The following is a 13,496-nucleotide window of genomic DNA, read 5'->3' as shown; positions in this document are numbered from 1 at the left end:
TATTTTGAAACTACATTTTAATTTAGATAAGTTCTTCAATTCTTAGTTATTAGACTTTGATTGAAGAACTTTCAATATAAGGAGTACATAATGAAACAATTACCAATTATTGCATTAGATTTTGAATCTGCAGATAAAGTTAATGCATTTTTAGATCAATTTAATGAACCATTATTTGTAAAAGTTGGAATGGAATTATTTTATCAAACAGGACCTGATTTAATTAAATCAATTAAAGATAGAGGTCATAGTATATTTCTTGATTTAAAATTACATGACATCCCCAATACAGTAAATAAAGCAATGCAAGGGTTAGCAAAATTAGATGTAGATTTAGTAAATGTTCATGCAGCTGGTGGTAAGGCGATGATGGAAGCAGCTATTGAAGGATTACGTCAACACAACAAAGATATAAAAATCATTGCTGTTACTCAATTAACATCAACAACTCAAGAACAGTTAAATAATGAACAAAATATACAAACAACGATTGAAGAAGCAGTTCTAAATTATGCTCGATTGACTCAACAAGCAGGTCTTGATGGTGTCGTTTGCTCACCATTGGAAGCGGAATTGTTAACTAAAGAATTAGGCGAAGATTTTATGAAGGTAACGCCTGGCATTAGACCTCAAGGTGCTGCGCAAAATGATCAAAAACGAATCACTACACCGGAGCAAGCTAAAAAATTAGGATCAACACATATTGTTGTTGGTCGACCAATTACTCAAAGTGACAATCCAGTTGAAAGTTATCAAAAAATAAAAGAAAGTTGGTTAGGTTAAATGGCTAAAGAAATTGCAAAATCACTACTAGATATTGAAGCAGTATCATTATCACCAAATGATTTATTTACATGGAGTTCAGGTATTAAATCACCAATTTATTGCGATAACAGAGTAACATTAGGCTATCCAGAAGTACGAAATGCTATTAGAGATGGTTTAATCAAACTTATTAATGAAAAATTTGAAGACGTAGAAATTATTTCTGGTACTGCAACAGCAGGTATACCACATGCTGCGTATATTTCAGAAAAAATGGAGTTACCAATGAACTATGTTCGTTCGAAAAGTAAAAGCCATGGTAAACAAAATCAAATTGAAGGTGCCAAAAGTAAAGGCAAAAAAGTAGTGGTTGTTGAAGATTTAATTTCTACTGGTGGATCATCAGTAACAGCAGTAGATGCCCTTAAAGAAGCTGGCGCAGAAGTGTTAGGCGTTGTTGCCATATTTACTTATGGTCTAGCTAAAGCAGATGATACATTCAAACAAGCACAAATTCCTTTTTACACTTTAAGTAATTATAATGAATTGATTGAAGTAGCAAAAGAGCGTGGAGAAATTTCTGAAAATGACATTCAGACTTTAGTTGATTGGAGAGATAACTTATCATAAGATAGGTTTATAGGTGGGATGTAAAATGTTAAAGCAGAAACATGATAATCATCTGTACTCGTCATTAAAACACTGCAATGCATTTTTAAGTCGACGGGAAGATTTTAGAAATACAACTCAACTCGATGTCCAAGAAAATGAAAGTAAAGTATCCAAATTTCAAAAAGAAATGAATTATAATGCTTTTGAACATACAAGTGATATTTTCAAAAAAGCAAAGGAAAACTTACGTACTAAAGGTGAATTGTAGTCCGAAATAATGATTTAAACTACATGATTATTAATTTAAAAGCAATGAATGAAAAAAACGGCGATTAGTCAATGTTTGTACTGAACCCTAAAGTTGTACTAAAAATCTAACTTTATAAGGGCACATCAGTTTAACAACACTCTAACGCCGTTTCTTTTTTATATTACTTTAACGAATAAATAATTTAGTTAATAGCCATCCAATTAGTAAAACAATTACTAATATCAATAGAGGAATAAGTAAATGTGTCATATTATGGCCTCCTTTTCACTTAATTTAATTTTAACCGTTCAAACATATAAGTCAAAATTAAAAAACTACTTCTAACAAAAATATTATAAATAGCTAAAATCTTAAAAGTGGGTATAGTCAACAAAATTAAGACACGCATGTTAAACTATGGATAAGTATTGGTAATAATTTAAACAACACTTATAGGGGGATTAAAATGGAAATACCAAAAATAACGACATTTTTAATGTTTAATGATCAAGCAGAAGAAGCAATTAATTTATATACAAGCTTATTTGAAGATAGTGAAATTATAACGATGGTTAAATATGATGAAGATGGACCTGGAACACCTGGAACTGTTCAACATTCGATATTCACACTAAATGGTCAAGTTTTTATGGCTATTGATGCAAACAATGGAGAAGAATTACCAATGAATCCTGCAATGTCACTTTATGTCACTGTTAAAGATACAATGGAAATGGAAAGACTTTTCAGTGGACTAAAAAAAGAAGGCGCTATTTTAATGCCTAAAACTGAAATGCCACCATATCGCGAATTTGCATGGGTACAAGATAAATTTGGTGTCAGTTTCCAACTTGCATTACCAGATAAGCACTAACAAAATATTTATATAATTAAAAAGGACTGGTTACGTGTCATATATTGTGCTGAAATCCATAAAGTTAGATTTTAAGTCTAACTTTTGGGGTGCACTTCATATATGCGTAATCAGTCCTCTTTATATTTAAATTAAGTTAAACTTTCAGATTTCATATGTTGAATATGATCATAATCTGGAGTTGCATATAAAGTTTTTTGCTTGTCATAAGTGACAAATCCTGGTTTTGCACCAGAAGGTTTATGGACATGTTTTATTTCGGTATAGTCAACAGGAATTTGACCTGAATTTCCAGCTTTAGAGAAGTAACCAGCGAGCATAGCCGCTTCTTTAATAGTTTCTTCTGAAGGTGAATCATTTAGAATAACAACATGCGAACCTGGGATGTCTTTCGTATGGAACCATATATGATTTTTCTGTGCTTTTTTATTAGTGAGATAATCATTTTGTTTATTATTTTTACCTACTAATATCGTATCTCCATCTGTTGAAAGATAAGATTGAAGCTGTATTTTAGCATTTTTCTTTTTCTTAACATTTTTACGCTGTTTCATAAATCCTTGATCTGCTAATTCGTCACGAATATCATCGATTTCATTTACCGTTATATGTTCTAATTGCTGTTCAATACCAGTGAAATAGTCAATGTTTTCTTTAGTTAACTGAATTTGACGTTGAAGTTCATGTTCACGCGTTTTCATACGATTGTATTGTCTATAATAATATTGTGCATTAACAGAAGGAGATTTCGTTGGATTCAAGGGAATTGTAATCTCTTCATTATTATAATAATTGAGTACTGTTACAGATTCGTCTCCTTGATTTATACGATAAATATTTGCTGTTATTAATTCCCCATACAATTGATAATTATCTTTATCTTTAGTTCCTTCATATTCATGCATGAGTTTGCTTAATTTGTTTTGATATTTATGAAGTTGTTGTTGGACAAAACGCACTAAATCATTAGCACGTTGTTTGACGCGCTCACGTTCTCCTCGTGCATCATAATAACGATCTAATAAATCATTTAAAGAGTCATAAGTTACTATATCATCATAAAATTGATTTAAAGTCATGAAGTAAAAATCTTCTTTACCAGATTGATGATTTTTATGAAATACAGGGGTAGGTGTTTCTAGTGTCTCAGCCATGACTTCATCATACGCTTCAGGTAAAGTCTCGGGCGTCATAAACTGACGACGATTAACGATTTCATTTGTAATTAACGGGCTAAAACCTTCGAAAGTATTTAACAGTTGTTTAGCAATTTTACCTGCATTGAAATCAATATGTTTTAATGCTTCAGAACCTGACACTTCATAAGGGTTTAACTTATGTTGAGTTGGAGGGGCTTCATATTGGAAACCAGGCATTACTGTACGATATTGGTTTGTATTAGGTGTAAGATGTTTAAATCCTTCGATGATTTTTCGATTTTCATCAACTAATATTAAATTACTATGTTTACCCATAATTTCTAATATAATCGTTCTATACATAGTATCGCCGATTTCATCTTTACTTTGTACATCAATTTCTACACGTCTATCATTACCAATTTGACGAATAGCTTTAATAATGCCACCTTCTAGATGTTTACGGAAGACACGAGCAAACATAGGTGGGTCGAATGGATTATCATATTTTTTATTCGTTAATTGCAACCTTGAAAAGCTTGGATGTATAGATAAAAGTAGTTGATGATTTTGACGGTTTTGGCGTACAACAATAATTATCGTATCATTTTCGGGTTGATTAACTTTATGGATGCGTCCTGTAACTAAATCTTGTAAGGAATCAACCATCTGTTTTGTAAATAGGCCATCATATGCCATTGATATCTGCCACCTTCTTGTTATTCATTCTCATTATTGTAACATGCATCATTCGTACGGTCATGATTCTTGTTTAATTTAACTTATTATGAAAAATGTATAATGAGTCGCTAAAAGTATCTCTATACAATTTCAAGTGCAATATGATATCATATTTAAATAATAGAAGAATAGCTTAGAAAGGTCGTAAGGCATGGATAATGAAAAAGGATTGTTAATAGTTCTTTCAGGTCCTTCTGGTGTAGGTAAAGGAACTGTTAGAAAGAAAATATTTGAAGATCCCAATACTTCGTATAAGTATTCTATATCGATGACTACTCGTAGCATGCGCGAGGGTGAAATTGATGGTGTAGATTACTTCTTCAAAACAAAAGATGAATTTGAAGCATTAATTAAAGATGATCAATTTATTGAATATGCCGAGTATGTAGGTAATTACTATGGTACGCCTGTTCAATATGTTAGAGATACGATGGACCAAGGACATGATGTATTTCTAGAAATTGAAGTCGAAGGTGCAAAACAAGTTAGAAAGAAATTCCCTGAAGCATTATTTATTTTCTTAGCTCCACCAAGTCTAGATGATTTAAGAGATCGTTTAGTAGGTAGAGGGACAGAATCAGATGAGAAAATTCAAAGTCGTGTTAGCGAAGCACGAAAAGAAGTAGAAATGATGAATTTATATGATTATGTTGTGGTTAACGATGAAGTAGAGTTAGCCAAAAACAAAATTCAATCAATCGTCGAAGCTGAACACCTTAAACGTGAAAGAATAGAAGCTAAATATAGAAAAATGATACTGGAGGCAAAAAAATAATGTTAAATCCACCTTTAAACCAATTAACAGGTAAGATTACATCTAAATATCTTATCGCTACTACTGCTGCAAAAAGAGCTCGTGAATTAGATGAAAAACCAGAAACAGCTTTAGAAAGTAAATACATTTCAGCTAAACCTGTTGGTAAAGCACTAGAAGAAATTGCTGATGGTAAAGTTTCACCAGTTATTCCTAACGAATTTTTAGGATAATCACATTAAAATAAATGTACACACCTTTTTTGAGATATGTTATTACATGAGTTGTAATGAATATATCACTTATATAAGGTGTGTTTTTTTAATATCATTGATAATTTGTGTATAATTAATATAAATTTGAATAACATCTTGTTGAATAAACAAACGAGCAAAGTTCTAATCAGGGAAATAAATTGATTGAATTGAAAATGTATTTAAGGAGAACACAATAATGAAACATATTTTATTAGCGGTTACTGGCGGTATAGCTGCATATAAAGCTATAGATTTAACTAGTAAATTAACTCAAGCAGGTTATGAAGTACGTGTGATGTTATCAAATCATGCACAAGAATTTGTTACACCATTAGCCTTTCAATCTATTAGTAAAAATCCAGTTTATACAAATACTTTTAAAGAAGAAAATCCTCAAGAAATCCAACACGTTGCACTTGGCGATTGGGCAGATGTTATTATCGTAGCGCCAGCGACTGCAAATACAATTGCAAAGTTAAGTGTCGGTATTGCAGATGATATGATAACGTCAACTTTATTAGCAACAGAAACACAAACATTTATCGCTCCAGCTATGAATGTACACATGTACGAAAATAAACGAACACAACATAATATAGAGACTTTAAAATCTGATGGGTACCAATTTATAGAACCTGGGGACGGTTATTTAGCGTGCGGATATGTTGCTAAAGGACGTATGGAAGAACCTTTACAAATTGTGTCAGTCATTAATCAATACTTTAATCAACATGAGACACAAATTGAAAGTTCATTTAAAGGTAAAAATGCTCTTGTTACTGCAGGTCCTACAGTTGAAGTCATCGATCCAGTTAGATTTGTATCAAATCGTTCATCAGGAAAAATGGGATTCGCAATAGCAACTGCATTACAAAAACGTGGTGCTAATGTCACGTTAGTTAGTGGGCCAACCCAATTAGATGATCCTAAAGGTGTGAATGTGATTCGAGTTGAAAGTGCAAAAGAGATGTTTGAAGAAACATTACAATACTATGATACTCAAGATATCGTTATTAAAGCCGCAGCTGTATCTGATTACACTCCATCTGAAGTGTTAGATCATAAAATGAAAAAGCAAGATGGCGATTTAACTGTAAAATTTAAACGTACTCAGGATATTCTTAAGTATCTTGGTGAACATAAACAGGATCAGTATTTAGTTGGTTTTGCTGCAGAAACTCAAAATATTGAACAATATGCTCAAGATAAATTAAAAAGAAAAAATGCGGATGTGATTATTTCCAATAATGTTGGTGATAAATCAATTGGTTTTAATTCAGATGAAAATGAATTAACGATGCATTTTAAAAACCAAGATATGGTCAATATAAAGAAAGGCAAAAAAGTTGAAATTGCTAACGAAATTTTAGACGAATTAGAAACTAGGTGGCAATAATGATAGCAAAGGTTATTGTAGATATACCTTCTAAAAGTGTTGATTTTAAATTTGACTATATTATACCTGAACGATTGCAATCATTCGTTCAAATAGGGATACGTGTGATAGTACCGTTTGGACCAAGAACAATTCAAGGGTATGTTATGAGTATTCAAGATCAACCTGATAAAGACATTGACTTCAGTAAACTTAAAGAAATCAAAGAGATTCAAGACATCAAACCAGAATTAACACCTGAATTAATTGAACTTAGTGAGTGGCTTAGTCATTATCATTTAACAAAACGTATTTCAGTTTTAGAAGTCATGTTGCCTAATGCAATTAAAGCTAAATATCAAAAAGCGTTCGAAATTGTAAAGGGTAATGACATATCAGAATCTATTTTAAAAAGATTTAATAAAGATGGATATTATTTTTATAAAGATGCACAAAAAAATAACGATTTAGGATATTTAGATGATTTATTAAAGCAACATGTCATTAAAGAAACTACTATCTTATCGCAAAATATTAAAAAGAAAACACAACGTGCTGTTAAAGTAACGGATATAGGTAATCCAGACGAAATTTTAAATAAATTAGAAAAATCAATTAAGCAATATGATTTATATGCTTACTTGTTAGATGAAAGACACCGAGATGTGTTTATCAAAGAATTAGATGAAATGGGATTCTCTAAATCAAGTTTAGATACATTAATTAAAAAAGGTTATTTAGAAAAGTATGACGCTGAAGTTGAAAGAGATCCTTTTGCAAATCGTATTTTTGAGAAAGAAAATAATCGTCAATTAACGAATGATCAACAAAATGCTTTCGATGCGATTAAAGCAAAAATAGATGCAAATGAAGAGAGAACATTTTTATTACATGGTGTCACAGGATCGGGGAAAACAGAAGTATACTTACAAACTATTGAAACAGCATTAAATCAAGGTAAACAGGCTATGATGCTCGTCCCCGAAATTGCTTTAACACCACAAATGGTATTACGGGTTAAGCGCCGATTTGGTGATGATGTTGCGGTGTTACATTCAGGTCTTTCAAATGGTGAAAGATATGATGAATGGCAAAAGATTCGTGATGGTCGTGCACAAGTCAGTGTAGGTGCTCGCTCAAGTATATTTGCTCCATTTAAAAATTTAGGTCTAATTATTATAGACGAAGAACATGAATCTACATATAAGCAAGAAGATTATCCAAGATATCATGCGCGAGATATAGCGCAATGGCGTAGTCATTATCATCAATGTCCAGTCATACTAGGAAGTGCAACTCCAAGTTTGGAAACATATGCACGTGCAGAAAAAGACGTTTATCAATTATTAACATTACCTAATCGTGTTAATAATCAAGCGCTGCCTGCTATTAATATTGTGGATATGCGTGAGGAACTTGCAGAAGGGAACCGTTCAATGTTTTCTTCTACACTTAGACAAGCCATTCAACATTGTTTAGACCATAATGAACAAATCGTACTATTTTTAAATAGAAGAGGATATGCTTCATTTATGCTTTGCCGTGATTGTGGTCACGTACCACAGTGTCCAAACTGTGATATTTCATTAACGTATCACAAAACAACTGATCAATTGAAATGTCACTATTGTGGTTATCAAGAAACGCCACCTAATAAATGTCCTAATTGTGAAAGTGAACATATTAGACAAGTAGGGACTGGTACACAAAGAGTTGAAGAATTACTCCAGCAAGAATTCGAAGATGCAAAAATCATTCGTATGGACGTAGATACAACATCACGTAAAGGTGCTCATGAAAAATTACTTAATGATTTTGAAAATGGTAAAGGAGATATTCTTTTAGGCACACAAATGATAGCTAAAGGATTAGATTATCCTAATATCACATTAGTAGGTGTTCTAAATGCAGATACAATGTTAAATTTACCTGATTTTAGAGCTAGCGAACGCACATATCAACTATTAACACAAGTAGCTGGACGAGCAGGACGTCATGAAAAAGAAGGGCAAGTAATTATTCAAACATATAATCCTGAACATTACGCAATTGAAGATGTTAAGAAAAATGATTATTTAACTTTTTATCAACAAGAAATGAGTTATCGCAAATTAGGTAAGTATCCTCCTTATTACTTTTTAATTAATTTTACAATTTCACATAAAGAAATGAAAAAAGTAATGGAAGCTTCTAAACATATTCATAAAATATTGTTACAACATCTAACTGATCAAGCCCTTGTCCTCGGTCCTTCTCCTGCGGCTTTATCAAGAATTAACAACGAGTACCGCTTCCAAATTCTAGTTAAATATAAAAGAGAACCAGAATTACACAAAGCATTAACATATTTAGATGATTATTATCATGACAAGTATGTTAAAGATAAATTAGCATTAAAAATAGATATCAACCCACAAATGATGATGTAGACATAAAAAAGCCATTGAGTATCATGACAACAAACACAGTTGTCAGCGATCAATGGCTTAAAAATTTAATTTAATTACATTAATACATTACCATTTTCATCAGCTGGTCTGAATAATGTTAAGATAGCACTAATAATAGCTAAAATATGAGGTATTGCTGTCCAACAGAATAAAATGTGTAGAATGCCTTGCATATTTTTACCAGCATAGAATTTATGAATTCCAAAGCTACCTAAAAATACAGCTAATAAAATATAAATCACTTTGTTTACTTCCATTATTAATTCACCTCTTTTTTTACAATTTAAATTAATTGTCTTTATTAATCTTCCCTTTTTTTAAACATAGTACTCATTTATATTTTATAAAATATGGTATTAAAGTCAAAGAGATCGTTCTCATTCTTTAGTCTGAATAAGGGAGGTCGCAATTTTATACTATATAAGTTATAATGGTTTGATGAATTTTAATGAGGAGCGTTAAATATGTCAGTAAAAAAATTAGTTAAAGCGGAGCATCCAATATTTAACCAACCGGCACATCAAGTAGAACAATACGATAATCAATTAAAGCAAACACTAACAGATGTTGAAGATACTTTATATGCGTTGGAAGGATCTGCATTAAGCGCAAATCAAATCGGTATTAACCAACAAGTTGCCATCGTTGATATGGAAATGGAAGGCTTATTACAACTTATCAACCCTAAAATTATTAAACAATCAACTGAAACGATTACTGATTTAGAAGGATCAGTAAGTTTACCCGATGTATATGGTGAAGTTGAACGCAGTAAAATGATTGTTGTTGAAAGTAATGACGTTAACGGAAATTCAGTAGAATTAACAGCGTACGATGATGTAGCGAGAATGATTTTACATATGATTGATCAATTAAATGGCATATTTTTCACAGAAAAGGCTAAACGTATATTAAGTGATAGTGAAATGGAGGCATATTTCGAAAATGAGTAAAATAATTTTTATGGGAACACCAGATTTCTCAACTAAAGTATTAGAAATGCTTATTGCAGAGCATGAAGTTATTGCAGTAGTAACTCAACCAGACAGACCAGTAGGTAGAAAACGCGTTATGACACCACCGCCTGTAAAAAAAGTAGCGGTAGAACATAATATTCCAGTATATCAACCTGAGAAAATAAAAGGATCTGAGGAATTACAAACATTATTAAACATGGATTCAGATCTTATCGTAACAGCTGCATTTGGCCAAATCTTACCAGAACAATTATTGAATACACCTAAACTAGGGGCAATAAACGTACATGCTTCATTGTTACCTAAATATCGAGGTGGCGCACCAATACATCAAGCGATTATAGACGGTGAAAAAGAAACAGGTATAACGATTATGTATATGGTGAAAAAACTAGATGCAGGAAATATTATCTCACAACGAGCTATCGACATAGAACAAGATGATAATGTGGGTTCAATGCATGATAAGTTGAGTTTTTTAGGTGCTGATTTATTAAAAGAAACATTACCTTCAATTTTAAATGGTACTAATGACAGTGTAGAACAAGATGATAGTCAAGCTTCATTTGCTTCAAATATTAGTCGTGAAGATGAAAAAATCGATTGGAATTGTAGTGCACAAGAGATACACAATCATATAAGAGGTCTATCACCATGGCCAGTTGCCTATACTATTATGGATGACAAAAATTTAAAAATTTATGGTGCACATATCGTATCAGGTAAAAAAGGTGAACCAGGCACTATTGTAGATACGACTAAGAAAGCAATTATAGTTGCAACTGCCTCAGAGGAATGTATTGCTTTAACTGATATTCAATTAGCCGGTAAAAAACGTATGCAAGTAGCAAATTATTTAAGTGGTGTTCAAGAATCACTAGTTGGGAAGAAATTAGTATGACAAATTCGATAAGAGGTCTCGCTTTTGAGACAATACAAGCAATATTAGATGAAGGTGCCTATAGTAACTTAGAAATTAATGAAGTACTATCAACATATGAAATTAGTGATTTAGATAAAGGATTATTCACTGAACTTGTATACGGTACAGTAAAACGTAAATATACTTTAGATTTTTATTTGAAACCATTTTTAAAAACAAAAATCAAAGGTTGGGTACGTGAATTACTTTGGATGAGTATTTATCAATATGTATACTTAGATAAAGTACCTGATCACGCAATCATTAATGAAGCGGTGGAAATTGCCAAAGAAGAAGGCGGTTATTATACCGGAAATGTGGTTAACGGTATACTACGTACAATTATGAGAAGTGAATTACCAGATATAAATGATATCCAAGATGATAAAAAAAGAATTGCTATTCAATATAGTTTACCTAAGTGGTTAGTTGACCATTGGGTAACACATTACGGATTGGAACAAACAGAGACAATTGCACAATCATTTTTAGAACCAGTAGCTACTACTGTAAGAGCTAATATAACAAGAGGATCGATTGATAACATTATAAGTGCGTTAGAAAAAGAAGAGTATACAGTAAAGAAAGATGACGTTTTACCTTTCTGTCTTCACATTTCTGGAAAACCAATTGTGAACTCAAGAGCTTTTAAAGATGGTTTAGTATCAATTCAAGATAAAAGTTCCATGTTTGTAGCGCATATCATGGATTTAGATAGAAATGATTCTGTATTAGATGCATGTAGTGCACCTGGAGGTAAAGCGTGTCACATCGCTGAAATTTTATCTCCAGAAGGGCATGTTGATGCGACAGATATACATGATCATAAAATAAAACTCATTGATTTCAATATAAGAAAATTAAGACTTAAAAATATTAAAGCCTTTCAACACGATGCAACAGAACCCTATGAAAATCAATATGACAAAATTTTAGTGGATGCTCCATGTAGCGGTTTCGGTGTATTACGACATAAACCTGAAATTAAATATAGTCAGTCGAAAAATACAATTCAATCACTAGTTGAATTACAATTACAAATATTGGAGAATGTAAAACATAACGTAAAACCTGGAGGTTCAATTGTTTATTCAACTTGTACAATAGAACAAATGGAAAATGAAAATGTAGTGTATACATTCTTAAAACAAAACGATGATTTTGAATTTGAACCATTCCAACACCCAACAACTGGTGAAATGGTTAAAACATTACAAGTCTTCCCCCAAGACTATCATTCAGATGGATTCTTTATCGCTAGAATTAAAAGAAAGGAAAGTTAATATGATTACTGAAAAAAAGAAAAAGAAAAATAAATTCCTTCCTGATTTTGAGAAGCAGTCTATTTACTCTTTAAGATACGATGAAATGCAAGACTGGTTAATTGAACACGGTCAACAGAAATTTAGAGCAAAACAAATTTTTGAATGGTTATATCAAAAACGTGTTGATAGCATTGATGAAATGACAAATCTTTCAAAAGATTTACGTCAACTATTAAAAGACAACTTTGCAATGACAACGTTAACGACTGTTGTTAAACAAGAAAGTAGAGACGGCACAATCAAATTCTTGTTCGAATTACAAGATGGCTATACAATTGAAACTGTATTAATGCGACATGAATATGGAAATTCAGTTTGCGTAACAACACAAGTTGGTTGCCGTATTGGTTGTACATTTTGTGCTTCAACATTAGGCGGATTAAAACGTAATTTAGAAGCAGGAGAGATTGTATCTCAAGTATTAACAGTACAAAAAGCACTAGACGAAACAGATGAACGTGTATCGCAAATTGTTATTATGGGTATTGGCGAACCATTCGAAAATTATGATGAAATGATGGACTTTTTACGTATTGTAAATGACGATAATAGTTTAAATATCGGTGCAAGACATATCACAGTATCTACTTCAGGAATTATTCCAAGAATTTATGACTTTGCTGATGAAGATATCCAAATTAATTTTGCAGTAAGTTTACATGGTGCAAAAGATGAAATTCGTTCAAGATTAATGCCTATAAACCGTGCCTATAATGTTGAAAAATTAATGGAAGCTATTGAATACTATCAAGAAAAAACAAATCGTCGTATTACATTTGAATATGGTTTGTTTGGCGGTGTAAATGATCAATTAGAACATGCTAGAGATTTAGCTCATCTTATTAAAGGATTAAATTGTCACGTCAATTTAATTCCAGTTAACCATGTTCCAGAAAGAAACTATGTCAAAACACCTAAAGATGATATTTTTAAATTTGAAAAAGAGTTAAAACGATTAGGTATCAATGCTACAATAAGACGTGAACAAGGATCAGATATTGATGCAGCATGTGGTCAATTAAGAGCGAAGGAACGACAAGTAGAAACGAGGTAAG

General features: G+C 31.8%; 14 protein-coding genes. 12 read left to right on the top strand and 2 right to left on the bottom strand.

What is annotated here, in order from left to right:
- The first annotated feature begins 90 nt into the window (after positions 1 to 90).
- The 4 genes from pyrF to CD121_RS11475 all read left to right on the top strand — a co-directional run bounded on the left by pyrF (position 91) and on the right by CD121_RS11475 (position 2,501).
- Positions 91 to 783 (top strand): orotidine-5'-phosphate decarboxylase, encoded by a 693-nt coding sequence (gene pyrF, locus CD121_RS11490; protein WP_029055472.1) that lies wholly within the window; start codon positions 91 to 93, stop codon positions 781 to 783.
- Positions 784 to 1,395 (top strand): orotate phosphoribosyltransferase, encoded by a 612-nt coding sequence (pyrE, locus tag CD121_RS11485; RefSeq protein WP_017637150.1) that lies wholly within the window; start codon positions 784 to 786, stop codon positions 1,393 to 1,395. It begins immediately after the preceding gene.
- A 25-nt stretch (positions 1,396 to 1,420) separates the two neighbouring features.
- The gene (locus CD121_RS11480; protein WP_126568337.1) at positions 1,421 to 1,645 is read left to right on the top strand and encodes a hypothetical protein; all 225 of its coding nucleotides are present in this window, start codon (positions 1,421 to 1,423) and stop codon (positions 1,643 to 1,645) included.
- Between the two features lie 448 nt (positions 1,646 to 2,093).
- Positions 2,094 to 2,501 carry a VOC family protein gene (locus CD121_RS11475; protein ID WP_017637148.1) on the top strand — a complete coding sequence of 136 codons (408 nt, stop codon included), beginning with the start codon at positions 2,094 to 2,096 and terminating at the stop codon, positions 2,499 to 2,501.
- 131 nt (positions 2,502 to 2,632) lie between these two features.
- Here the strand turns inward: CD121_RS11475 and CD121_RS11470 are convergent, their stop codons facing one another.
- A complete protein-coding gene (locus CD121_RS11470) occupies positions 2,633 to 4,339 on the bottom strand; it encodes an Rqc2 family fibronectin-binding protein (RefSeq protein ID WP_046466595.1) in 1,707 nt (568 codons plus the stop codon).
- Between the two features lie 193 nt (positions 4,340 to 4,532).
- On the opposite strand from CD121_RS11470, the gene gmk reads away from it, so the two are divergent.
- The 4 genes from gmk to priA all read left to right on the top strand — a co-directional run bounded on the left by gmk (position 4,533) and on the right by priA (position 9,196).
- Positions 4,533 to 5,156: a guanylate kinase gene (gmk, locus tag CD121_RS11465; RefSeq protein WP_017637146.1), complete on the top strand. Its 624-nt coding sequence runs from the start codon at positions 4,533 to 4,535 to the stop codon at positions 5,154 to 5,156.
- Positions 5,156 to 5,368 carry a DNA-directed RNA polymerase subunit omega gene (gene rpoZ, locus CD121_RS11460; RefSeq protein WP_017637145.1) on the top strand — a complete coding sequence of 71 codons (213 nt, stop codon included), beginning with the start codon at positions 5,156 to 5,158 and terminating at the stop codon, positions 5,366 to 5,368. The genes gmk and rpoZ overlap by 1 nt, the downstream gene beginning before the upstream one ends.
- Positions 5,369 to 5,588: 220 nt before the next feature.
- A complete protein-coding gene (gene coaBC / locus CD121_RS11455) occupies positions 5,589 to 6,788 on the top strand; it encodes a bifunctional phosphopantothenoylcysteine decarboxylase/phosphopantothenate--cysteine ligase CoaBC (protein ID WP_107999693.1) in 1,200 nt (399 codons plus the stop codon).
- Positions 6,788 to 9,196 carry a primosomal protein N' gene (gene priA, locus CD121_RS11450; RefSeq protein WP_126568334.1) on the top strand — a complete coding sequence of 803 codons (2,409 nt, stop codon included), beginning with the start codon at positions 6,788 to 6,790 and terminating at the stop codon, positions 9,194 to 9,196. Before coaBC ends, priA begins: the two co-directional genes overlap by 1 nt.
- A gap of 74 nt (positions 9,197 to 9,270) precedes the next feature.
- On the opposite strand, the gene CD121_RS11445 is transcribed toward priA, so the two are convergent.
- Positions 9,271 to 9,474, bottom strand: a complete 204-nt coding sequence (locus CD121_RS11445) for a TM2 domain-containing protein (RefSeq protein WP_029055468.1) — start codon at positions 9,472 to 9,474, stop codon at positions 9,271 to 9,273.
- A gap of 207 nt (positions 9,475 to 9,681) precedes the next feature.
- On the opposite strand from CD121_RS11445, the gene CD121_RS11440 reads away from it, so the two are divergent.
- From CD121_RS11440 to rlmN, 4 genes are read left to right on the top strand one after another with little or no spacing between them, the layout of a single operon-like run.
- The gene (locus CD121_RS11440) at positions 9,682 to 10,170 is read left to right on the top strand and encodes a peptide deformylase (RefSeq protein ID WP_029055467.1); all 489 of its coding nucleotides are present in this window, start codon (positions 9,682 to 9,684) and stop codon (positions 10,168 to 10,170) included.
- Positions 10,163 to 11,095: a methionyl-tRNA formyltransferase gene (gene fmt, locus CD121_RS11435; RefSeq protein ID WP_017637140.1), complete on the top strand. Its 933-nt coding sequence runs from the start codon at positions 10,163 to 10,165 to the stop codon at positions 11,093 to 11,095. Before CD121_RS11440 ends, fmt begins: the two co-directional genes overlap by 8 nt.
- On the top strand, positions 11,092 to 12,399 hold the full coding sequence (gene rsmB / locus CD121_RS11430; protein WP_017637139.1) for a 16S rRNA (cytosine(967)-C(5))-methyltransferase RsmB: 1,308 nt from the start codon (positions 11,092 to 11,094) through the stop codon (positions 12,397 to 12,399). The genes fmt and rsmB overlap by 4 nt, the downstream gene beginning before the upstream one ends.
- A gap of 1 nt (position 12,400) precedes the next feature.
- The gene (rlmN, locus tag CD121_RS11425) at positions 12,401 to 13,495 is read left to right on the top strand and encodes a dual-specificity RNA methyltransferase RlmN (protein WP_029055464.1); all 1,095 of its coding nucleotides are present in this window, start codon (positions 12,401 to 12,403) and stop codon (positions 13,493 to 13,495) included.
- The last annotated feature ends 1 nt before the right edge of the window (position 13,496 follow it).

Source organism: Staphylococcus pasteuri (assembly GCF_003970495.1).
Classification (GTDB): Bacteria; Bacillota; Bacilli; order Staphylococcales; family Staphylococcaceae; genus Staphylococcus; species Staphylococcus pasteuri.
The sequence above is the reverse complement of the archived record's forward strand: the minus strand, read 5'-3'. Positions and strand labels throughout refer to the sequence as shown.